General features: G+C 63.1%; 22 protein-coding genes and 1 tRNA gene. 11 read left to right on the forward strand and 12 right to left on the reverse strand.

Features of this window, described 5'->3' with window-relative positions:
- The first annotated feature begins 243 nt into the window (after positions 1–243).
- The 3 genes from ACWFUC_RS10975 to ACWFUC_RS10985 all read left to right on the forward strand — a co-directional run bounded on the left by ACWFUC_RS10975 (position 244) and on the right by ACWFUC_RS10985 (position 1303).
- Positions 244–414, forward strand: coding sequence for a CsbD family protein (locus ACWFUC_RS10975; protein WP_034338233.1), 171 nt, complete (start codon positions 244–246; stop codon positions 412–414).
- A gap of 260 nt (positions 415–674) precedes the next feature.
- The gene (locus ACWFUC_RS10980; protein ID WP_134134591.1) at positions 675–1043 is read left to right on the forward strand and encodes a hypothetical protein; all 369 of its coding nucleotides are present in this window, start codon (positions 675–677) and stop codon (positions 1041–1043) included.
- A 44-nt stretch (positions 1044–1087) separates the two neighbouring features.
- Positions 1088–1303: a YMGG-like glycine zipper-containing protein gene (locus ACWFUC_RS10985; RefSeq protein ID WP_008326509.1), complete on the forward strand. Its 216-nt coding sequence runs from the start codon at positions 1088–1090 to the stop codon at positions 1301–1303.
- A 117-nt stretch (positions 1304–1420) separates the two neighbouring features.
- On the opposite strand, the gene ACWFUC_RS10990 is transcribed toward ACWFUC_RS10985, so the two are convergent.
- Together ACWFUC_RS10990 and ACWFUC_RS10995 are read right to left on the reverse strand one after the other, a co-directional pair.
- Positions 1421–1819, reverse strand: coding sequence for a hypothetical protein (locus tag ACWFUC_RS10990; protein WP_489624889.1), 399 nt, complete (start codon positions 1817–1819; stop codon positions 1421–1423).
- A 226-nt stretch (positions 1820–2045) separates the two neighbouring features.
- Positions 2046–2204, reverse strand: a complete 159-nt coding sequence (locus ACWFUC_RS10995; RefSeq protein WP_039788823.1) for a DUF3309 family protein — start codon at positions 2202–2204, stop codon at positions 2046–2048.
- 582 nt (positions 2205–2786) lie between these two features.
- On the opposite strand from ACWFUC_RS10995, the gene ACWFUC_RS11000 reads away from it, so the two are divergent.
- The 4 genes from ACWFUC_RS11000 to ACWFUC_RS11015 are packed head-to-tail and all read left to right on the forward strand — an operon-like array spanning position 2787 to position 6645.
- Complete coding sequence (locus ACWFUC_RS11000; protein ID WP_420840910.1) at positions 2787–4058, forward strand: CmpA/NrtA family ABC transporter substrate-binding protein; 1272 nt, start codon at positions 2787–2789, stop codon at positions 4056–4058.
- Positions 4059–4116: 58 nt separating this feature from the next.
- Positions 4117–5073 (forward strand): nitrate ABC transporter permease, encoded by a 957-nt coding sequence (gene ntrB / locus ACWFUC_RS11005; RefSeq protein ID WP_343725064.1) that lies wholly within the window; start codon positions 4117–4119, stop codon positions 5071–5073.
- Positions 5074–5086: 13 nt separating this feature from the next.
- Positions 5087–5899 carry an ABC transporter ATP-binding protein gene (locus ACWFUC_RS11010; protein ID WP_121037827.1) on the forward strand — a complete coding sequence of 271 codons (813 nt, stop codon included), beginning with the start codon at positions 5087–5089 and terminating at the stop codon, positions 5897–5899.
- Positions 5900–5955: 56 nt separating this feature from the next.
- Positions 5956–6645 (forward strand): type IV pili methyl-accepting chemotaxis transducer N-terminal domain-containing protein, encoded by a 690-nt coding sequence (locus ACWFUC_RS11015; protein WP_489624890.1) that lies wholly within the window; start codon positions 5956–5958, stop codon positions 6643–6645.
- A 72-nt stretch (positions 6646–6717) separates the two neighbouring features.
- Here ACWFUC_RS11015 and ACWFUC_RS11020 read toward each other — a convergent pair whose 3' ends face one another.
- From ACWFUC_RS11020 to ACWFUC_RS11030, 3 genes are read right to left on the reverse strand one after another with little or no spacing between them, the layout of a single operon-like run.
- Positions 6718–7092: a DUF423 domain-containing protein gene (locus ACWFUC_RS11020; protein WP_121037833.1), complete on the reverse strand. Its 375-nt coding sequence runs from the start codon at positions 7090–7092 to the stop codon at positions 6718–6720.
- Positions 7093–7103: 11 nt separating this feature from the next.
- Entirely contained in the window at positions 7104–7622 is a 519-nt protein-coding gene (locus ACWFUC_RS11025; RefSeq protein WP_329801112.1) for a hypothetical protein, read from the reverse strand.
- Between the two features lie 6 nt (positions 7623–7628).
- Entirely contained in the window at positions 7629–8090 is a 462-nt protein-coding gene (locus tag ACWFUC_RS11030; protein WP_489624891.1) for a hypothetical protein, read from the reverse strand.
- Between the two features lie 176 nt (positions 8091–8266).
- Here ACWFUC_RS11030 and ACWFUC_RS11035 point away from each other — a divergent pair, with 176 nt between their 5' ends.
- The gene (locus tag ACWFUC_RS11035; RefSeq protein WP_489624892.1) at positions 8267–9181 is read left to right on the forward strand and encodes an alpha/beta hydrolase family protein; all 915 of its coding nucleotides are present in this window, start codon (positions 8267–8269) and stop codon (positions 9179–9181) included.
- On the opposite strand, the gene ACWFUC_RS11040 is transcribed toward ACWFUC_RS11035, so the two are convergent.
- Positions 9175–11349: an SLC26A/SulP transporter family protein gene (locus ACWFUC_RS11040; protein WP_489624893.1), complete on the reverse strand. Its 2175-nt coding sequence runs from the start codon at positions 11347–11349 to the stop codon at positions 9175–9177. The genes ACWFUC_RS11035 and ACWFUC_RS11040 overlap by 7 nt on opposite strands.
- A 343-nt stretch (positions 11350–11692) precedes the next feature.
- Positions 11693–13540: an FUSC family protein gene (locus ACWFUC_RS11045; RefSeq protein WP_489637596.1), complete on the reverse strand. Its 1848-nt coding sequence runs from the start codon at positions 13538–13540 to the stop codon at positions 11693–11695.
- Positions 13541–13671: 131 nt separating this feature from the next.
- Between ACWFUC_RS11045 and ACWFUC_RS11050 the strand changes: the two genes are divergently transcribed.
- The 3 genes from ACWFUC_RS11050 to ACWFUC_RS11060 are packed head-to-tail and all read left to right on the forward strand — an operon-like array spanning position 13672 to position 15821.
- Entirely contained in the window at positions 13672–14409 is a 738-nt protein-coding gene (locus tag ACWFUC_RS11050) for an FCD domain-containing protein (RefSeq protein ID WP_034333759.1), read from the forward strand.
- 25 nt (positions 14410–14434) lie between these two features.
- On the forward strand, positions 14435–15586 hold the full coding sequence (gene lldD / locus ACWFUC_RS11055; protein ID WP_489624895.1) for an FMN-dependent L-lactate dehydrogenase LldD: 1152 nt from the start codon (positions 14435–14437) through the stop codon (positions 15584–15586).
- A gap of 28 nt (positions 15587–15614) precedes the next feature.
- Positions 15615–15821, forward strand: coding sequence for a hypothetical protein (locus tag ACWFUC_RS11060; protein ID WP_489637597.1), 207 nt, complete (start codon positions 15615–15617; stop codon positions 15819–15821).
- A 184-nt stretch (positions 15822–16005) separates the two neighbouring features.
- On the opposite strand, the gene ACWFUC_RS11065 is transcribed toward ACWFUC_RS11060, so the two are convergent.
- The 5 genes from ACWFUC_RS11065 to pal form a co-directional block, all read right to left on the reverse strand.
- Positions 16006–16299, reverse strand: coding sequence for a hypothetical protein (locus ACWFUC_RS11065; RefSeq protein ID WP_489624896.1), 294 nt, complete (start codon positions 16297–16299; stop codon positions 16006–16008).
- A 5-nt stretch (positions 16300–16304) separates the two neighbouring features.
- Positions 16305–16634, reverse strand: coding sequence for an EcsC family protein (locus tag ACWFUC_RS11070; protein WP_489624897.1), 330 nt, complete (start codon positions 16632–16634; stop codon positions 16305–16307).
- Positions 16635–16868: 234 nt separating this feature from the next.
- Positions 16869–16944, reverse strand: a tRNA-Lys gene (locus tag ACWFUC_RS11075).
- Between the two features lie 102 nt (positions 16945–17046).
- The gene (gene ybgF, locus ACWFUC_RS11080; protein WP_121037855.1) at positions 17047–17802 is read right to left on the reverse strand and encodes a tol-pal system protein YbgF; all 756 of its coding nucleotides are present in this window, start codon (positions 17800–17802) and stop codon (positions 17047–17049) included.
- A 5-nt stretch (positions 17803–17807) separates the two neighbouring features.
- On the reverse strand, positions 17808–18326 hold the full coding sequence (pal, locus tag ACWFUC_RS11085; RefSeq protein WP_008326545.1) for a peptidoglycan-associated lipoprotein Pal: 519 nt from the start codon (positions 18324–18326) through the stop codon (positions 17808–17810).

Below are 18326 nucleotides of genomic sequence, written 5' to 3' on the forward strand. Positions count from 1 at the left end.
AGCCGCCCCCAGGGCGGCTTTTTGCGTTTTGGTGAGGTTTGTTTGAAGAGCGTTTTTCCTGCACGGTTTTTCGTTTTTTCCTACGCGTGAAAGGACGACTCTCTTATGTTCGCCCGACAGGCTCATCGGTACCATGAATTCATCGTCACTCACCGCCCGTCGGGCCGGCAAGGGTGGCGGAGCCGGCAGCCAGCCCAGTGCGGCACCGGGTAACCATCAGGCAAACAACCCAAAGGAGCCATCATGAACAAGGACCAGATCAAAGGCAGCTTGAAGGAAGTGGCAGGCAAGGTGCAGGAGAAGACCGGTGAGCTGACCGGCAATACCAGCCAGCAGGTCAAGGGTGCTGCCAAGCAGGTCGAAGGCAACGTCCAGAAGACCTATGGCGATGCCAAGGAAGCCGCCAAGGACTAAGTCCTGGATGTCCGTGTTCCGGTGACCTGATCACTCACCGGCGGCACGGGCCGGCAGGGTGTGAAGGACATCTGAAGCAGGCAGCACAGCGCGTGTAGGAAAACGCCTACACGAATATCGGAAACGGCTGATTTTGTGATGCAGCAATTTCCGCGACCATGTGGTCATGGTGCTGGTAGAGCCGGGAATTGCAAAAGAGTTCACGGTTTGCCGCATGAAATTTTGCTCACCGCCAGAAGGGACCCCTGAAAGGGACGACCATGAAAAAAACAGTCGGTATTTGCATGCTGGCAGCCGCTTCGGCTTTCGCCTCTCACGCTTTCGCAGAAACTCCGCAAGCCGTCGACAGCGCATCGCGCTGGTCGGCTTCCACGATGGACCGTCACATGCCGGTGGATGCAGCGCGTCTGCACAAGCTGGGGCAGAAGAAATTCCGCTACATGGACATGGCCGAGAGCAAGCGCTCCAAGTCCCTCCAGAACGCCGTACTGCTGTTTGGCGCACGCGCCGATGGCAAGGATCCGGCAGCGCAACGCGAACCGGCCAAGGCTGCGCCCAGCGCACCGGTTTATCGTGATCACGCACAACAGCCCAAGGCGCCGCGCGTGATCATGCGTCCGTCGACCTGATCGGCGGCCGTATTCCCCTATTCGACAAAGAGGAAGGAGTCATCATGAAGACCATGCAAAAACTGGCAGTGACCTCGGTAGCCATCTGTGCCTTTGCCGCCCTGACCGGCTGCAGCGGCATGACCCAGCAAGACAAGAACACCGCCATCGGCGCAGGTGCCGGTGCCGTCGGTGGTGCAGTCCTCACCGGTGGCAGCGCCATCGGGACCGTGGGTGGTGCCGCCGTCGGTGGCGTCATCGGCAATCAGGTCGGCAAGTAATTCGCTGGTCGGCTGATCCCGGCCGCCGCTCCTCGCGCTGAGGAGCGGCCCACCACAACGCCGCGACAGGGTGACCTGTTGCGGCGTTGTTGCATTCAGGCAGTGGAGGGAGCCAGTTTATTTCGGAGCCGGGTGGCTGCCGTGCTTGTGGTGATTGTGCATCTGTTTGGGGTCACCCTTGACGGATACCGCAACGGGTTCGCCGCCCTGGTAGTCCTTGAAGATGCGCTGTGCCCGCGCAGCATCCTGCGACCTGGCGTCGGCGGCTTGCTTGCGGCAGGCTGCAGCATCCTTCCCGCGTAGGCTGCGGCAGCCCTGCAGCGCCTCGGCATAGGCGGCCGCCGTTTCCTTGTTCAGGTTTTGCAGCCGGCCTTTGGCGCTGTTGTCATCCTGGTACCAGCGCTGGGGATCGGCCTTGCTGACATCTTCTTCAGCAGCGTGCGCGGCGGCCGCGCAAAGCAGGCTCAGGGCCGCCAGGAGAGCGGGCAGGGGAGAAGCGAGGAATTTATTGTTCATCTGATGTCAGCCTCATCACGGTACGGGAGCAGGGAAAGCCATGCGCGTGAGCTTGCCCCGGCGGGGCGGGGCGGCGTCCACAAGCAAACGGCGCGGACGGTGACAGGCACCGTCCGCGCCGTTTTCCCGTCCGCCACCGGATGGTATCAGGCTTGCGGGAGGGAAGGGAGCGTCCGAAGGCTGGGGCCAGGGCAGCCGGACCGCACAGGCCGGCTGCCGCCCCGCCTTATATCTTGCCGAGCAGCAGCAGGATCAGCAGGATGATGACGATGGTGCCAGCGATACCGCTGGGACCATAGCCCCAGCTGCGGCTGTGCGGCCAAGCGGGGATGACGCCGAGCAGGATCAGGATCAGGACGATGAGCAGGATGGTGCCGAGGGTCATGGATTTCTCCTTTGTTATTGAGTTCGTTCTTGCCCGCCAGGGTGCAAGCGCCGGGTGATTCGTAAAGCTGGGGTCATCTTAGGGTCAGCCGGTCCGCCGCACGATCAGCGCCCATCGCAATGTGCTGTAGGAAAATCCGGCAAGCGTGAGTAGGTGGCCGCGCCCCCGGCTTGGCCAGCGCAGGCCATCGTTGCGACCCTGACAAATCGCTGCCAACTTGGTGCAAGGCACAACCGAAGTGCGGATCCCGCCCGATTTGATCGCGCCGCGAGGTCCTCCTCCTGCCGCTGCGGATATCATCGTGTTCCCTTGCAACGCAGTTCCCATGCGGCTTTCCGAGGTGCGTCGCGGTTCTGGCACGCTCTTTGCTGAAGCTGATGCACAAGCGCAGCAATGCGCAAGCAACGTGAAGGTGTGGCCAATGGCGGTCGCGCCGTCCAGGACAAAGGCGTCTTCCGGTATGGGTCATCCATGTCGGAACACGCCTTTTTTGTTTGGGCTTTCTTCAAATCGCAACGCAAGGGGAATGGTGCTATGGAATCCAAAGGTCAGGCAGGCAAGACAGGCGCGCTCGGCAGCGGCATGCAGGATGCACAGGACAGCGCGCTCAAGGCAGCGGACAGGGTGGACGGCAAGCGCCGCACGCTCCTGCAGGGCGGTGCACTGGCCGCCGGCAGTGGCATGCTGGGCATGCTCCCGGGCGGTGCTTGGGCGGCCGGCTCGGACAAGCCGGAAAAGGAAGAAGTCAAGATCGGCTTCATCCCCCTGACCGATTGCGCCTCGGTGGTGATGGCCTCGGTGCTGGGTTTCGACAAGAAGTACGGCATCAAGATCGTCCCCAGCAAGGAAGCCTCCTGGGCCGGCGTGCGCGACAAGCTCACCAACGGCGAACTGGACGCGGCCCACGTGCTATATGGCCTGATCTATGGCGTGCAACTGGGCATCGGCGGCCAGAAGAAGGACATGGCGGTGCTGATGGGCCTGAACCATAACGGCCAGGCCATCACCTTGTCCAAAAAGCTGGCCGACAAGGGGGCGGTCGATGGCGCATCGCTCTACAAGCTGATGCAGACCGACAAGCGCGAATACACCTTCGCACAGACCTTCCCGACCGGCACCCACGCGATGTGGCTGTATTACTGGCTGGCCGCCAACGGCATCAATCCGATGAAGGATGCCAAGGTGATTACGGTCCCGCCGCCGCAGATGGTGGCCAACATGCGGGTGGGCAACATGGATGGCTTCTGCGTGGGCGAGCCCTGGGGCCATCGCGCCATCGTCGATGGCGTGGGCATCACCGCCATCACCACCCAGGACATCTGGAAGGACCATCCCGAGAAGGTGCTGGGCACTTCGCTGGAGTTCGTGCAGAAGTACCCCAACACCTGTCGCGCCATGATGGCCGCCATCCTGGAGGCCAGCAAGTGGATCGATGCCTCGCTGGCCAACAAGAACAAGATGGCCGAGGTGATCGCCGACAAATCCTATGTGAACACCAGCAAGGACGTGATCGACCAGCGCATCCTCGGGCGCTACCAGAACGGCCTGGGCAAGACCTGGGACGATCCCAACTACATGAAGTTTTACGACGAAGGCCAGGTCAACTTCCCCTTCCTCTCCGATGGCATGTGGTTCATGACCCAGCACCGCCGCTGGGGCCTGTTGAAGAGTGATCCGGATTACCTCGCCGTGGCCAAGTCGGTCAACCAGATCGATCTCTACAAGGACGCTGCCGCCATGACCAAGACACCGCTGCCCAAGGAGGTCATGCGCAGTTCCAAATTGATGGACGGCACGGTGTGGGACGGCAAGAATCCGGCGGCCTACGCGCAGGCGTTCAAGATCAAGGTGTAAGCGGGTGCGGCCTGCGCCGTGTCCATCAAGGTGAAGTGCTTAGAGCAAGGGGAAGATGATGAGTGCAGTCGCAGAGAGCATCATGGGTGAGAACGCCAAGCCCGCTGGCAACGGCCACGCCGGCGTGTCTGCTGCCAGCGAGCCGGTGCGTGCAGCCGCCGCCAACGAAGCGCAGGTGGCACCCGCCGCCAGCGCTGCCGGCAGCGTGAAAGCGCGCAGCCTGCGCAAGAAGATCATTGCGGGCGGCCTCTTCATGCGCGTGGTGCCGCCCCTGCTGGGGGTGGCGCTGCTGGTGCTGGTCTGGCAGATCATCGCCTTGAAGACCGCCAGCTTCCCCACGCCATGGGTGACCCTGAAGGAAGCGGGCGTGATGTTTTCCGATCCCTTCTACCGCAACAGTCCCAACGACCAGGGCATAGGCTGGAACGTGCTGGCTTCGCTGCAGCGGGTCGGCATGGGCTTCGGACTGGCGGCGCTGGTGGGCATTCCGCTGGGCTTTGCGATTGGCCGCGTGGAATTCCTCTCGCGCATGTTCGGCCCCATCATCAGCCTGCTGCGTCCGGTCTCGCCGCTGGCCTGGCTGCCCATTGGCCTCTTGGTGTTCAAGTCGGCCAATCCGGCGGCGATCTGGTCGATCTTCATCTGCTCGATCTGGCCGATGATCATCAACACGGCCGTCGGTGTGCAGCGCGTGCCGCAGGATTACATGAACGTGGCGCGCGTGCTCAATCTCTCCGAATGGAAGGTGCTGACCAAGATCCTCTTCCCTTCGGTATTGCCCTACATGCTGACCGGCGTGCGCCTTTCCATCGGTACTGCGTGGCTGGTGATCGTGGCCGCCGAGATGCTGACCGGCGGCGTCGGCATCGGCTTCTGGGTCTGGGATGAATGGAACAACCTGAACGTGCCGCACATCATCATCGCCATCGTCGTCATCGGGGTGGTCGGGCTGGTGCTGGAACAATTGCTGGTGGCGCTGGCCAAGGCGTTCACCTACGAGCAGGTCAACAACTGAGGAGGGCAGGATCATGGACAACATCAACGGCAAGTTCATCGACATCCACGGTGTGGAGATGGTGTTCCACACCAGGAAGGGCGTCTTCCATGCACTGCGCGAGATCAACCTGACGGTGGCCAAGGGCGAGTTCGTCACCTTGATCGGCCACTCCGGCTGCGGCAAGTCGACCTTGCTGAACCTGATTGCGGGCCTGCTCAAGCCCAGTGATGGCGTACTGCTGTGTGCCAATCGCGAGATCGGTGGTCCGGCCCCGGAGCGTGCAGTGGTGTTCCAGAACCACTCGCTGCTGCCGTGGCTGACCTGCTATGAAAACATCTATCTCGGTGTGGAGCGGGTGTTCGGTGCCAGCGAAAATCGCACCCAGCTGCGTGACCGCACGCGCGCCGCGCTGGCCTTGGTCGGCCTGACGGCGGCCGAGAGCAAGCGGCCCAATGAGATCTCCGGCGGCATGAAGCAGCGCGTCGGCATTGCCCGCGCGCTGGCGATGGAGCCCAAGGTCCTGCTGATGGATGAACCCTTCGGCGCACTCGATGCACTGACCCGTGCGCACCTGCAGGATGAGTTGTTGAAGATCGTGGCCAAGACTGAATCGACGGTGGTGATGGTGACCCACGATGTGGATGAGGCGGTGCTGCTGTCGGACCGCATCGTGATGATGACCAATGGTCCCGCTGCCACCATTGGCGAGATCGTGGAAGTGAAGCTGCCGCGTCCGCGTGACCGTGTCTCGCTGGCGCAGGATGCGCAGTATGGTGCCTATCGCACGGCGGTGCTGGAGTTCCTGTATCGCAAGCAGGCGCATCCGGCGCGGGAAGCGGCGTAAGCCCGCGTCAGACCCTTCTGCCGGCCACCTGTCCAATGCAATTGAAGGAGATGTCCATGAGCAGCCTGGCTGTCATCGAGGAGGCCCCTGTTGAGGGCGCTGAGGAGTCCGCAATCGTTCCGCTTTCGGGCGAAGTGTTTGGTGCCCTGATCAATCTCTCTGGCCGCCGCCGCTTCACGTCGCAGCGCTTGGTGTTGTACGCGGTGCTCGCAGCACAGGGCCAGCAGGGGGCTTGTGCCACTGCGCGCGAGGCATTGGGACTGTTCCGCAGCGCCCATGCGGCCTTGCTCAAGCGCTCCGGGGACTTGCCCGGCGTATTCTGCCCGGAGCTGGAAGAGGTGTATTTCGGACGCAGCCGGGGCGATGCGCGCATCACCAGTTTTGCCGAACTGGCGCAACGTGCGCTCAATGCCATCGAGGACAAGCTCAAGACCGGTCCGGCCCTGCTGGAACAGCTGGTGCAGGAAACCACGCCGCTGCTGGCCGTGTTGAACGAGATCACGGCGGTCTACGAAGCGCAGTCGAAGAAGCATGCGCGCCTCATGCGCGAGCAGTTGCGCGGCATCATGACCGACATCGAAACCATTGCACGCGAAGCCAAGATGGTGGCCTTCAATGCCCGCATCGTGGCAGCGCGATCAGGACAGGCTGGCAGGGAATTCTCGGTGGTGGCTGGTGTGCTTTCCAACATCACCGGTGAAATCGATGAACTGGTCAAGGAAGCGCTGAGTGGCGCTGCGGCCTGAATGCGCCTTCCTGGTACCATTCATCTGCGTTCAATGCTCTTTTCCAGAGCATTGAATTTTGCTTAATGCTGCTTATCGGCTCTTCAGCGCCGCCCACGCCACCAGCAGCCACGCTGCGAGAAAGGCCACACCGCCAAACGGCGTGATGGCACCGAGGATGCGGGTGCCGGTCAGGGCCAGCAAGTAGAGGCTGCCGCTGAAGATGACGATGCCCGCCAGCATCAGCCGGCCGGCCCAGTGCAGCGCGGCACCGGCCATGCGCGGCATCAGCAGCGCCACGGCGATCATGCCCAGCGCGTGCATGACCTGGTAGGTCACGGCGGTATGCCAGATCGCCAGCATCTCTTCGGAAATCATTTTCTTCAAACCGTGCGCGCCGAAGGCGCCACAGCCCACGGCCACGAACATGTTCAGCGCGCCAGCGGCGATCAGGGTGCGTTCTTTCATCGGTCTTGCTTTCAGTCGGGAAGATTCAGGGTTTCCAGTTCCGTCTCCGGCAGGCCATCTTTGCCCGCTGTCTCGACGGCATCCGGATAACAAGCGCGATGCTGTTCCTTGCCGCTGCTGCGTTCACGCACCACCAGTCCGGAGGAATCCTTGGGGAGGTTCTGCCCCTTGAAACCGGTGCGAATCATCCGGTCATAGTAAAAATAATCGTAGCTGTCGGTACTGAAACGGACATGCGATTCGTAACCACCCGAATACATGGTGTAGCTGCGAAAGAATCGTCCTTCCGCAGGCTGGGGCGTATCGGGAAATTGCATCTCGATCTTGCTTGCAGTCCCGAAGCGGTATTGCAAGCGACTGCGCTTGTCGGGATAGTCCGCCGAGGCGCATAGTGACGCCGTTTTCTTGCGCGCGGTCTGGCAGCTGTAAATGATTTTCTCTCCCGGCTTGCAGAGGCTCTGGGAGAGGGGCGCTGCCAGCGCAGGAAACGACGGCAATCCAAGTAACAGGACGAGTATGCGTATTTTCATTTTGATTCAGTAAGTCGGACGTACGCCCTTGCCCAGCCGATACTCATGCCGCAACACGAACTGCGACGTGGCGATCAGCCCCGACAATCCCAGGATCAGTTGCGTCAGCGTATCCGGCGGCAGCACCCAGACGCTGCCTGCGGGGGCCGGCACGTTGGCGGCAGCGCTGATGACCGGGGCCGCCCATGAGGCTTCCTCGCTCACGTCCAGCAGGATCTGGCCTTCGGGCGTGGTGTGCAGATGGATCTCGCCGCCCAGTTCCAGCGTGAAGCAGATGCCCTGGCCGGCGTTGACGGTGTTCATCTTGTGACGGAACACCACGGCCTGCAGCTCGCGGTTGTAGGTGTCGATCCAGGTCTCCACCTCCTGCACGTTCTGCAGCACGATCCATGTGCGCGGTGCGGGGATGGTGTCGGCACCGGCAACGGCATCATCGGGGAAGATCGGTTCGGGGGCTTGCTCGGACATGGTCAATGCAGGACCGCGCCACGCGCGGCCCGTGGTGGCTACGGGGAAGGCAGCAGTATATAGGATCGCCGTGACTGGAGGCGCCAGCCGTCGACTTGCAAAAGTGCTTGCCTGGCGCTCGGCACTGGCGGTAGCTTATGCGCTCCGGCCTGCTCGGCCCTCATCATAAAAATTCCATGCGCCAATTCTCTTTCTTCGCCTTCGGCAGGCTGCTGTCGACACTGGGCCTGTGCGGCCTGCTCCTGGTTCCCTTCTCTGGACGCGCCCAGCAGCTGGCACTGGACATCAACGAATCGGTCACCAGCATCGATGTCAGCGTCAAGGACCTGTATGGCCGGCAAGAGAGCGGCAAGGTCGTCATCACCCAGTTCAAGCCGGCCGGACCGGGGCCTTTTCCGGTGGTCATCCTCAGTCACGGACGCAGTCCCACCAATCGTCAGGATCCGCCGCGTTTTCGCTTCACCAGGCAGGTGCGCTACTTTGTCTCGCGCGGCTTTGCCGTCTTCGAGCCGACCCGCATCGGCTACGGCGCCTACATGACGCAGTTCGATCCCGAGGACAGCGGCAGTTGCTCCAGCAAGGATTACGCGCCCATGGCCGAGGCCGGCAGCACCGAAATCCTGGCCGTGCTGGATTACGCCAGGCAGCAGCCGTATGTCGATGCCAAGCGTGTGCTGTTGGTGGGACAGTCGGTGGGGGGCTACCTCACGGTGGCCGCTTCCGCGCGCAATCCCGAGGGGGTAGTGGGCGCGATCAATTTTGCCGGCGGCTCCGGCGGCGATCCGGAAAAACGTCCCGGCAATCCCTGCGCACCCCAGCGGCTGGAAGAGATGTATGCCCGCTTTGGCCAGGCCACGAAGATGCCCATGCTGTGGATCTATACCGAGAACGACCTCTACTTCGCCCCGACCCACAGCAAGGCGTGGCACGAGGCCTTCGTCAAGGCCGGCGGCAATGCAGAGTATCGGCTGCTGCCGCCCTTCGCCCAGAACGGGCATACGCTCTTTGCCCGTGGCCCCGAGATCTGGGAGCCCATCGTCGGCGAGTTCCTCGACAAGCTCGGCCTGCCGGTACCGCGTGCGGCTCAATAAGCCAGCCGATACGCCTCATTGGTCGATTCCAGCCGGCTGGCAATGACCTTGACCACATACGCATGCAGGCGCAAGGCCGTTGCCGGGTCCTCTTGCTCCAGCTGGCGCAGGCTGGCCAGCGTCAGCTGCCAGGCCAGTGTGGGGCGGTCGGTGACGACATCGGCGGTGCGCCGCTGGCCGCGATAGAGCGCCATCTCGCCGACGATGGTGGCACTGCCGAAGGAACGCAGGCGCATGCGGCCGCCGCCCTCCAGCGGCAGCGAGATGCTGACCATTCCCTCGTCAATGAAATACATCGAATCACCCGCATCGCCCTTGCGGAACAGCAGCGTGCCAGCGGCCAGTTCCACCTTCTCCATGCGCGCCATGAGCGACGCCATTTCGCGCGCATCAAAATGCTCGGCCAGGCTGCTGTGCAGGGCATCGCGCGATTCATTCCGCATGGCCTGTTTCAGCAGGCGGTCTTCCACCCATTCCAGCGCCAGGTCGAGATCGGCAAACTCGCGCGGTGCCGTGCCGCTGAATGCGGCACGCGCAATCGGACGGCGGATGGGATCGGCAATGCCGGTCAGGATCAGGGTCACCTTGTATTGCTCGCACACCTGCGCCAGCTTGACGAAGCTTTGCGAGGTGGAAGCATCCAGTCCCTGCACGTGGCGGAAGTCGATGATGATGAACTGGCGCGGCGACTGCAATTGTTCGCGCACCCGATGCACGATCTGGTTGGCGCTGCCAAAGAACAGGAAACCCTGCAGGCGCATGCCGAAGACGCGCTGGCCCAGCTGCTTGAGTTCCGCATGGGCGGCGGCACCGCGCTCCAGCTTGGAGTGCAGGGTGGCGCCGGTGAATTCCATCTTCACGCAGGACACCCGGCCATAGTCCAGCACGAACAGCACGCAGGCCACCACCACGCCCAGCGCCACGCCGGTGACGAAGCCATAGCAGGCCACCACCGCCACGATCAGCACGATCAGGAAATAATCCCCGCGCGCCAGACGGCGGCTGCGGACCAGCCATTCATTGAGCAGTCCGCCACCCAGGCCGATCAACAGCCCTGCCAGCACCGGCTTGGGGAAATAGCCCAGCAGCGGAATGAAGAACAGCGCGCACACCAGACACAGCACCGCCGCCAGCAGGGTGGCGACGCGATCGCGCGAGCCGAAGCGGTAATTGAGCAAGGTGCGCGAGAGCGAATGGCAGCCGACCACGCCCCCGAAGCATCCGCTGAGCATGTTGGCCAGGCCGGCACTGCGCAGTTCGCGGTTGAAATCCACTTCGCGCCGCGTGGCCAGGCTCACGCCGGTGGCATTGAGCAGGATCGCGAGCGTGGTCACGGCGATCAGGGCCAGCAATTCTCCATAGTGGCGCCACAGGATGTCCCAGTGCACCAGCGACCAGGAGACCTGCACCGGCAGCTGCACATGGCCCAGGCTCAGCGGCGCGAACATCCAGCCCAGCGCACGGGCCTGCGCCAGCGACAGTCCGCTGGCCGCCAGCGCGCCATAGAAGGCCGCACTGGCCAGTGCCAGCGAGACCGGCAGCGCCAGCGGATGATCGAACTTGCGTCCCGGCAGGCCCAGCATGCCGATCACCACGATGGCCACCGGCAGCAGTTCCTGCCAGTTCAGGTCGATGCCGGTGCGCAGGACATCCAGTCCCAGGGGATGTCCGGTCAGCACCGTGAAGGCACCGCTCCAGAGCAGATAGCCAGTCCCGGCCAGGAAGCCGCCGACCACCGGGAACGGCACGAACAGCACCAGGTTGCCGCGCCGCAGTGCGCCCAGCGCCATGAGCGCCAATCCGACCAGGAGGCTGCTGAGGGTGATGGCGATGGTGACGGTGGCCAGGATCTCGGCTGGAGAGAGCTGGGCGCGCTGCATGGTGGCGCTGATGCCGCCGACCATCAGCGAGAGCAGGCCGACCGAATTGGAGTCCGCCCCGCCCAGCATGAAGGGCAGCGAACTGGTGAAGCAGATCACCAGCAGGCACAGCACGCTGGTGACGAACATCAGCGGCAGCCCGGCCTGCAGCAGGGCATCGCCACTGCCGCCAAAGATCATGACGGCATAGCTGACCGCATAGCTCACCGACACCAGCGCCACCACGCAAGCCGCCGGCAGGCTGCCCAGCCAATGGCGTGCGCGCGCCAGCAGTGTGGATTGCGGCATCAGATGACTTTCCCCGAAGGCTGCGCGTTTGTGCGGCATGCCTGTACCCCCATCGATAAGGACCGGTCGTTGCTGCCGGTCGTTGTTGTTGTCTGGCGTCTGCCTGCGCGCCCCCGCGCGCGCCCCCGCGCGCGTTACCGGCCCGGCGCTTCGCGCTGCATGCCGCAGTCGTCGCCGTTGTTCCGGTAGTGCCAATCATGAAGCGCAATCTATCACACGAAAATGACAGGATGACAACATTGCCCCGGTTTGATGAGGGAAGTGAAGGTTTGGGCAGATATCCGCGCCGGTATTGCTGTTGCGCTCTTTCCCTTCGGAAAAAGATGAAGGGAAGCGCCGTTTTTCAGGGAGCGTCGGCGCGGCTGTTTTGCCGGTGCCACTGAACCGAGGCTTGCCCGGCCAGTTCACGCAGGCTGCGCAGGGAAGCGACTTCATCGGCGCTCAGGGCGTCGCGCTGGCGGCGCAGACCGCCGAGCTCGTGCAGCGCGGTTTCGGCCTCGATGCTGGCCAGTCCGGCCTGGCGTTGCAGCTGTCGCAGCACAGGAGCTGGCTGCTGCGACAGGACGGCGTCCAGATAGGCGCGATTGGCTTCCAGTCCGGCCGCGATGCGCTGGCGCGGCGTAGCGCCGAGATCGGGCCACAGCGCCAGCGCGGCCAGCAGGGCGGCAGCGCTGCCGATCAGGTTGTCCAGTGCGCGGGCCGAGGCGATCCCGGTGCCGGGCTGCAGCATGTCGGTCACGCAGATGAAGAGCATGGTCAGAAACACCACGAACACCGTGTAGTTCACCAGCCGCAGGGCAATTGCCAGCCCTGCCAGCAGGACCGCCACCAGCGGCAGCAGCAGCCCGTGGGCCGGGACCAGCTGCAGCAGCGTCAAGGCCAGCAGCCCGCCCAGCAGGCTGCCCAGGATGCGTTCCAGGCAGCGTGTCCAGGTCTGGCGCGCCGCGCCCTGCAACACCACGACCACCGCCATCGTCGCCCAATACGGATAGCCCAGATGAAAGGCCTCGGCCGCATAGAACACGGCGGCCACGCCGGCAGCCTGGCGTCCCCCCTGTTGCACGCCCCGCAGCAGGCCGGCGCGCAGGCGCTTGTGGGGCGGGACCGCCGGGGCTGGCGAGGTCTGCGACGAACAGGCGCGGGCGTGCGCGGCTTGCCGTGCCTGCAGCAGGCGGTCGGCTTGCGCCAGGGCGCGCAGGCAGCCGGCGATCAGGGGATCGGCTGCTGCAGCGTGCGGTCGGGCGCTGCGCGGCCGGTTGGCCTTCGCGGGGGATGTCTCCAGAACGGCGAGGGCGTGCAGCAGCACGGCGCTGGCCACACGCGCAGCCCGGCGGCGCTCGCCCGGACTGGCCAGTTGCTGGATGGCCGCATGCTCCAGTGCGATCAGGGTGTGGAAGAGCATTTCGCAGGCTTCCAGCCGGCGTTCCCATGCATCCGCCTCGGCCATGGGTGTGCCCGCATGCCGCTGCAGCATGGTCCGCAGGCGTTCCAGCGCCAGCCGTGTGGCGCGGCGGTGTTCGCCGTGCTCACGGTGCCAGTGCTGGTCGCGGTGCTGTCCGGGCGGCGCGGCCAGCAGGGCCAGGTTCATGTCCATCATGCGCAGCAGCGCTGCACGGGCCGCCTGGCGCAGGGCAGCCTGGTCGTCGAGACGCCACGCCAGATTGATCAGCAGCCAGGCCCAGGCGGCACCGGCGCAGAAGGAGGCTGCCTGCAGCGCGGCCATCGCCGCCCCGTGCGGAAAACCAGCCGCCACCACGGCGACCACCGCCAGCAGCGTCCCCAGCAGGGTGCCGGACTCGATGGCAGCGGTCAGCGTCACCACCCCCAGCACCATCAACGGCGCGCTCAGCAGGGCCGCGTGCGGGCCCCAGGAGGCGCTCCAGGCACCGAAGAAGGCCACCGCCGTGCCTGCCACGGCAAAGCCGCCCAGCAGCCTGCGGCGTTGTGCGTGCGGCCCCGGCGCGTCGCACAGGCAGGTCCAGAAGGCCGCGAACACGGCCCATGCCAGCCAGCGCTGGCCGCTCAGCATCGCAGCCGCCAGCGGCAAGGCAATGGCCACGCCGGCGCGCACGCCTTCCCCGGCATTGAACTGCTCTTGCAACAGCGGGAAGGAACGCAGTTCCAGCCGCCGGGCAATGCGGCGGGCATGGGCAGCGAGTGGACGGGCAGATGAACGGAGCAGGAGTCGCATGGCGAATACGGAAGTGGTCGGACCACTATGCAAAGGCATTGTGGCGTCCGAGAAGCGAATACTACAATCGACTGCAATTCCTCCCCAAGGATCCTGCAAAGTGGTCCGACCACCAAGAAAGTGAGTTGCCGATGACTGCCTCTCCCCTGGTTGATCGCCTGGCCAGCCTGATTGCCCGGCAAGCGCTGGCACCGGGCCAGAAGCTGCCGTCTGAACGCACGCTGGCGGCCGAGTTCGGGGTTTCGCGTTCGTCCCTGCGCGAGGCCATTGGCGTGCTGGCCAGCCGGGGTGTGCTGGTGGCGCGTCACGGTGGCGGCACCTTCATGGCGGACGACGAGCAGGCGGCGCTGACCGACCCGATTGCCGAGGCCTTGCAGCCGCTGGCGCCACTGGCGCGCAGCGATGCCGGGTACTGGAAGGACGTGGCCGAGATCCGCTTTTCGCTGGAAGGCGATGCGGCCTATTTCGCCGCCCTGCGCGCCAGCGACGACGACAAGCGCCGCCTGCAGCAGGCCTATCTAGCAGTCTCCACTGCGCCGCTCGACGATCTGGCCGCGCAGGCGCGCACCGATGCGGCCTTCCATCTCGCCATCGCCCAGGCCTCGCGCAATGTGGTGTTGCGGCAGGTGATGTCGGGCCTGTTGCGGCTGCTGGAGATCAGCATTGCCGACACCCTGCGCCAGCTGTATCGCCTGCCGGACATCGTGGCCCAGCTGGATCAGCAACATCGCCAGATCCTCGATGCCATCCTCGCCGGCCGCGCCGAAGAGGCGCGCCAGCATGCCAATGCGCATCTCGACTTCGTGCAGCAGCGCCTGCTGGACATCGAAGAAGCCCCCGCCCGTGCGCGGCGTGCCGCTGCCGTTTGATTTCTTTCACGTTACCAGGACCATCATGATCATCTCTTCCACCCACGATTACCGCGAAGCCGCCCGGCGTCGCTTGCCGCGTTTCCTGTTCGACTACATCGACGGCGGTGCCTACGATGAACACACGCTGGCGCGCAATTCGCTGGACCTGCGCCAGCTGGCCTTGCGTCAGCGGGTACTCAAGGAAGTGGGCGAAGTCGATCTCTCCACCACGCTGCTGGGCCAGTCGCTGGCCATGCCGCTGGCGCTGTCGCCGGTCGGCCTGACCGGGATGTATGCCCGGCGCGGGGAAGTGCAGGCGGCGCGGGCGGCGGAGAAGGCGGGCATCCCCTTCACCTTGTCGACGGTGTCGGTGTGCCCGATCGAAGAGGTGCAGCAGGCGGTGACGCGGCCGATCTGGTTCCAGCTGTATGTGCTCAAGGATCGCGGCTTCATGAAGAACGTGCTGGACCGCGCCTGGGCGGCGGGTGTGCGCACGCTGGTGTTCACGGTGGACATGCCGGTGCCGGGCGCACGCTATCGCGACCGCCATTCGGGCATGTCCGGGCCCAATGCGGCGCTGCGCCGCTATCTGCAGGCCGTCACGCATCCGCGCTGGGCGTGGGATGTGGGTTTGCTGGGACGTCCGCATGATCTCGGCAACGTCTCGGCCTATCTCAACAAGAAGACCGGACTGGAAGATTACGTAGGCTGGCTGGGGGCCAATTTCGATCCGGGCATCGGCTGGCATGACCTGCAGTGGATACGCGATTCCTGGCAGGGCAGCATGCTGTTGAAGGGCATCCTTGATCCCGAGGATGCACGCGAGGCGGTCCGATTCGGTGCCGATGGCATCGTGGTCTCCAACCATGGTGGCCGCCAGCTGGACGGCGTGCTCTCGACTGCGCGCGCCTTGCCGGAGATCGCCAGTGCGGTGAAGGGGGATCTCGCCCTGCTGGTGGATTCGGGCGTGCGTTCAGGGCTGGACGTGGTACGGCTGCTGGCATTGGGTGCCGATACGGTGATGCTGGGGCGTGCCTTCATTTATGCGCTGGCCGCAGAGGGGCAGGCCGGGGTGGAGAATGTGCTGGGTCTCTTTGCCAAGGAAATGCAGGTGGCCATGACCTTGACGGGGGCGCGCAGGATCGCGGAGATCAGTGCGGATAGTCTGGTGAGGGCAGGGGTAGAAGGGCAGTGACGTTCCGCCAGCCGCGCTGGGGGAACTGATGTACACCGGCTTAACGGCCAAGATGGCGCACGCGGGCCTGTCCAATGGCCTGAAGGCCGATGGAAATCGGAAGATGACCACTGGGGGTCATCTGGTCCACGATCAGGCGATCACGATATCGGCCGACGCGTCCTGTGTTTATCACGACACCACTTGCAGCGGCAGCGTAGTCCCTGGTAGCGGCGTGGGCTTTATCTGGCAGTGACCAAGCCACTTCTGATGGTGGCGGCCCGCGGGCGGGAGAGGGCTCGCGGGCCAGTTGATAACGCAAAGGCGGCGTTCGCGTGTTGCAATCGGCTGCATCTAGGTGAAGAGCAATGCCCGGGCGCCAGGATGCGGTCAGACGAACAAGCTAGTTTTTCTAACTCGCTTATTGAAAATGCTGACGACTAATTTTTGGGTGTAAAGGTATCTCTAGCGACATTGCCCACTGCATTGGTGGTATACGCATCGAATGAACCACCGATGAGTCCACCAAGTAGCGGCACTGCTTTCCCCAAATTGATGACGCCTTTTTCACCAAATTTTGTAAACAATTTGAATCCCACTCGCTTGTTGATTTCGGCGAGTGTTTTGCTAGAAATCGTCTTGACGGCATTCAGAGCCAATTTGTTGCCTACGGCTACGCCGACATCTTTTAAAACATCCTTCGCGCTATTGGCTACCAAACAGGAATAAACCAAGGTCTTTACCTTGTCATTTTTACGTCGTAACCGCCAAGATGGGCGATGGCTGCAATCATGCGAACCTGAACATACAGGACGCTGGCAATGTTGGCCGGTATAGCAACCGGCAGAGTGATTATTCCACCCAGTCCCGTCACGAATCCCGAAGTCGCTGCCTTGGTGTTCTGCCACCGAATCAATGAGTTGGCTCTCTCATATGGACTGTCATTGTTGCCTTCGATGTAACTATCTGCGAGCTCGATAGCGGAATCCAATCCGGGAATGCCGTTGACAGATTTCTCATACGCCCAGTCCAAGGCGTTTTCGATTGATTCTTGAGTTATTAAAGCCACACTTTCCCCCGTATTTCTAAATGGAATCGCAATGGTAGCCGATTTATTTCGTAACTACATTTCACCAATTGCTATTAACTTTGGTGTCATTGTCGTTTCGTGCGAGGGTGATCAGGTTTGCAGCGTGGAAATCCTGATGGATGCCGGGTCTGAATCGCGGTCACGTTTTCGCAAGCGCGAAAAACAAAAAGGGCTCCAGCGAACTGGAGCCCTTCTCTTGTACTGCTGAATTTCTGGTAGGCCGTGCGGGATTCGAACCTGCGACCAACGGATTAAAAGTCCGCTGCTCTACCAGCTGAGCTAACGACCCGAAAGATCGCTATTATAGGCAAACTCTATCGGCGGTGTCAACACTGTGCCTTCACAAACGATCATGATCGTTCATCAAACACCACCACCGCGATGAACCTGCTTACTTGAGCGACGCCATCCTATCCTTGCCGGTCTGTGCGGCAGGGGTGTTCGGATACTTGGCGATCAACTGTTCCAGGGTCTTCTTGGCCGCTGCCTTGTCCTTCAGTTCAGCTTGCGAACTGGCGATGTTGAGCAGGGCGTCAGCGGCCTTGGGGTTGTCCGGATAATTCTTCACCACCACCTGCTGTGCAGCGATGGCACCCTTGTAGTCGCGCTGGGCGTACAGGGCATTGCCTTGCCAGTATTGCGCCGAGGCGGCGTAGCCGGATTGCGGATAGCGCTTGATGAAGTCGGCAAAGGCGTTGGCCGCTCCCTTGTAGTCGCCACCCTTGAATTGCGACAGGGCCGCATCATAGGCCTGCTGTTCGGACACGCCCACAGCCACGGTCTGGCCATCGACTTGCACCTGCTGCGGCTCGAGCTTGCGCAGGCGTGCATCCAGGTCGACGTAGAAATCCTTCTGGCGTTGCTGGGCGTTGGTAATCTCGTTGGTCAGCACCTCGATCTGGCCACGCAGCGCCGCAATCTGGGATTGCAGGTTGTCGTTGCGGTCCGAGAGCGTCAGGACGCTGTTCTTGTCAGCCTTGTTGGCAACGTCACGCTGCAGGGCTTCGATCTTGGAACGGATGTCCAGGATGGCCTTGCGCGCCTCGTCATCATCAAACAGGCCGGCACGGGCGGTAAGCGGTAGGAAAGCCGTGGCGGCCAGCAAGGCCGCCACGGTTACCGATTTCAGTTTGAAAGCGGTATGCATGTCGATTATTGGTAAGCGATGTCAGCGCGACGGTTCTCGGCGTAGGACGCTTCATCCTGGCCCAGTGCCTTGGGCTTTTCCTTGCCGAAGGAAACCGCTTCCACTTGTGCATCCGACACGCCCAGCAGGACCAGTGCCTTGCGGACGGCTTCTGCACGCTTCTGACCCAGGGCCAGGTTGTACTCGGCGCCACCGCGATCATCGGTGTTGCCCTGGATGATCACCTTGCGGTCCTTGTGGGCCACCAGGTACTTGGCGTGGTTTTCGATGACGGTACGGTATTCCGGCTTGACAGTGTAGCTGTCGTAGTCGAAGTACACGCTACGCTTGGCCAGCACGCCTTGCGGGTCGTTCAGCGGATCAACCGAACCGGCGTTGACGGTGCCCACGGCGCGGGTGTCAGCGCCGTTGCTGGCGCCGTTCTGCACGGGGGCGTTGGCCTTGTCGTCCAGCTTGGTCGACGAGCAGGCGGCCAGCAGAACAGCGCTGGAGACGATGAGGGCGAAGGTACTGATAGTGCGCAT

Source organism: Herbaspirillum sp. Her4, assembly GCF_057961335.1.

What these genes read in the sequence shown, in the direction of transcription:
- ACWFUC_RS10975 (WP_034338233.1), top strand. Translation starts at nt 244, where the DNA reads ATGAACAAGGACCAGATCAAAGGCAGCTTGAAGGAAGTGGCAGGCAAG.
- ACWFUC_RS10980 (WP_134134591.1), top strand. Translation starts at nt 675, where the DNA reads ATGAAAAAAACAGTCGGTATTTGCATGCTGGCAGCCGCTTCGGCTTTC.
- ACWFUC_RS10985 (WP_008326509.1), top strand. Translation starts at nt 1,088, where the DNA reads ATGAAGACCATGCAAAAACTGGCAGTGACCTCGGTAGCCATCTGTGCC.
- ACWFUC_RS10990 (WP_489624889.1), bottom strand. Translation starts at nt 1,819, where the DNA reads ATGAACAATAAATTCCTCGCTTCTCCCCTGCCCGCTCTCCTGGCGGCC.
- ACWFUC_RS10995 (WP_039788823.1), bottom strand. Translation starts at nt 2,204, where the DNA reads ATGACCCTCGGCACCATCCTGCTCATCGTCCTGATCCTGATCCTGCTC.
- ACWFUC_RS11000 (WP_420840910.1), top strand. Translation starts at nt 2,787, where the DNA reads ATGCAGGATGCACAGGACAGCGCGCTCAAGGCAGCGGACAGGGTGGAC.
- ntrB (WP_343725064.1), top strand. Translation starts at nt 4,117, where the DNA reads ATGAGTGCAGTCGCAGAGAGCATCATGGGTGAGAACGCCAAGCCCGCT.
- ACWFUC_RS11010 (WP_121037827.1), top strand. Translation starts at nt 5,087, where the DNA reads ATGGACAACATCAACGGCAAGTTCATCGACATCCACGGTGTGGAGATG.
- ACWFUC_RS11015 (WP_489624890.1), top strand. Translation starts at nt 5,956, where the DNA reads ATGAGCAGCCTGGCTGTCATCGAGGAGGCCCCTGTTGAGGGCGCTGAG.
- ACWFUC_RS11020 (WP_121037833.1), bottom strand. Translation starts at nt 7,092, where the DNA reads ATGAAAGAACGCACCCTGATCGCCGCTGGCGCGCTGAACATGTTCGTG.
- ACWFUC_RS11025 (WP_329801112.1), bottom strand. Translation starts at nt 7,622, where the DNA reads ATGAAAATACGCATACTCGTCCTGTTACTTGGATTGCCGTCGTTTCCT.
- ACWFUC_RS11030 (WP_489624891.1), bottom strand. Translation starts at nt 8,090, where the DNA reads ATGTCCGAGCAAGCCCCCGAACCGATCTTCCCCGATGATGCCGTTGCC.
- ACWFUC_RS11035 (WP_489624892.1), top strand. Translation starts at nt 8,267, where the DNA reads ATGCGCCAATTCTCTTTCTTCGCCTTCGGCAGGCTGCTGTCGACACTG.
- ACWFUC_RS11040 (WP_489624893.1), bottom strand. Translation starts at nt 11,349, where the DNA reads ATGCCGCAATCCACACTGCTGGCGCGCGCACGCCATTGGCTGGGCAGC.
- ACWFUC_RS11045 (WP_489637596.1), bottom strand. Translation starts at nt 13,540, where the DNA reads ATGCGACTCCTGCTCCGTTCATCTGCCCGTCCACTCGCTGCCCATGCC.
- ACWFUC_RS11050 (WP_034333759.1), top strand. Translation starts at nt 13,672, where the DNA reads ATGACTGCCTCTCCCCTGGTTGATCGCCTGGCCAGCCTGATTGCCCGG.
- lldD (WP_489624895.1), top strand. Translation starts at nt 14,435, where the DNA reads ATGATCATCTCTTCCACCCACGATTACCGCGAAGCCGCCCGGCGTCGC.
- ACWFUC_RS11060 (WP_489637597.1), top strand. Translation starts at nt 15,615, where the DNA reads ATGTACACCGGCTTAACGGCCAAGATGGCGCACGCGGGCCTGTCCAAT.
- ybgF (WP_121037855.1), bottom strand. Translation starts at nt 17,802, where the DNA reads ATGCATACCGCTTTCAAACTGAAATCGGTAACCGTGGCGGCCTTGCTG.
- pal (WP_008326545.1), bottom strand. Translation starts at nt 18,326, where the DNA reads ATGCGCACTATCAGTACCTTCGCCCTCATCGTCTCCAGCGCTGTTCTG.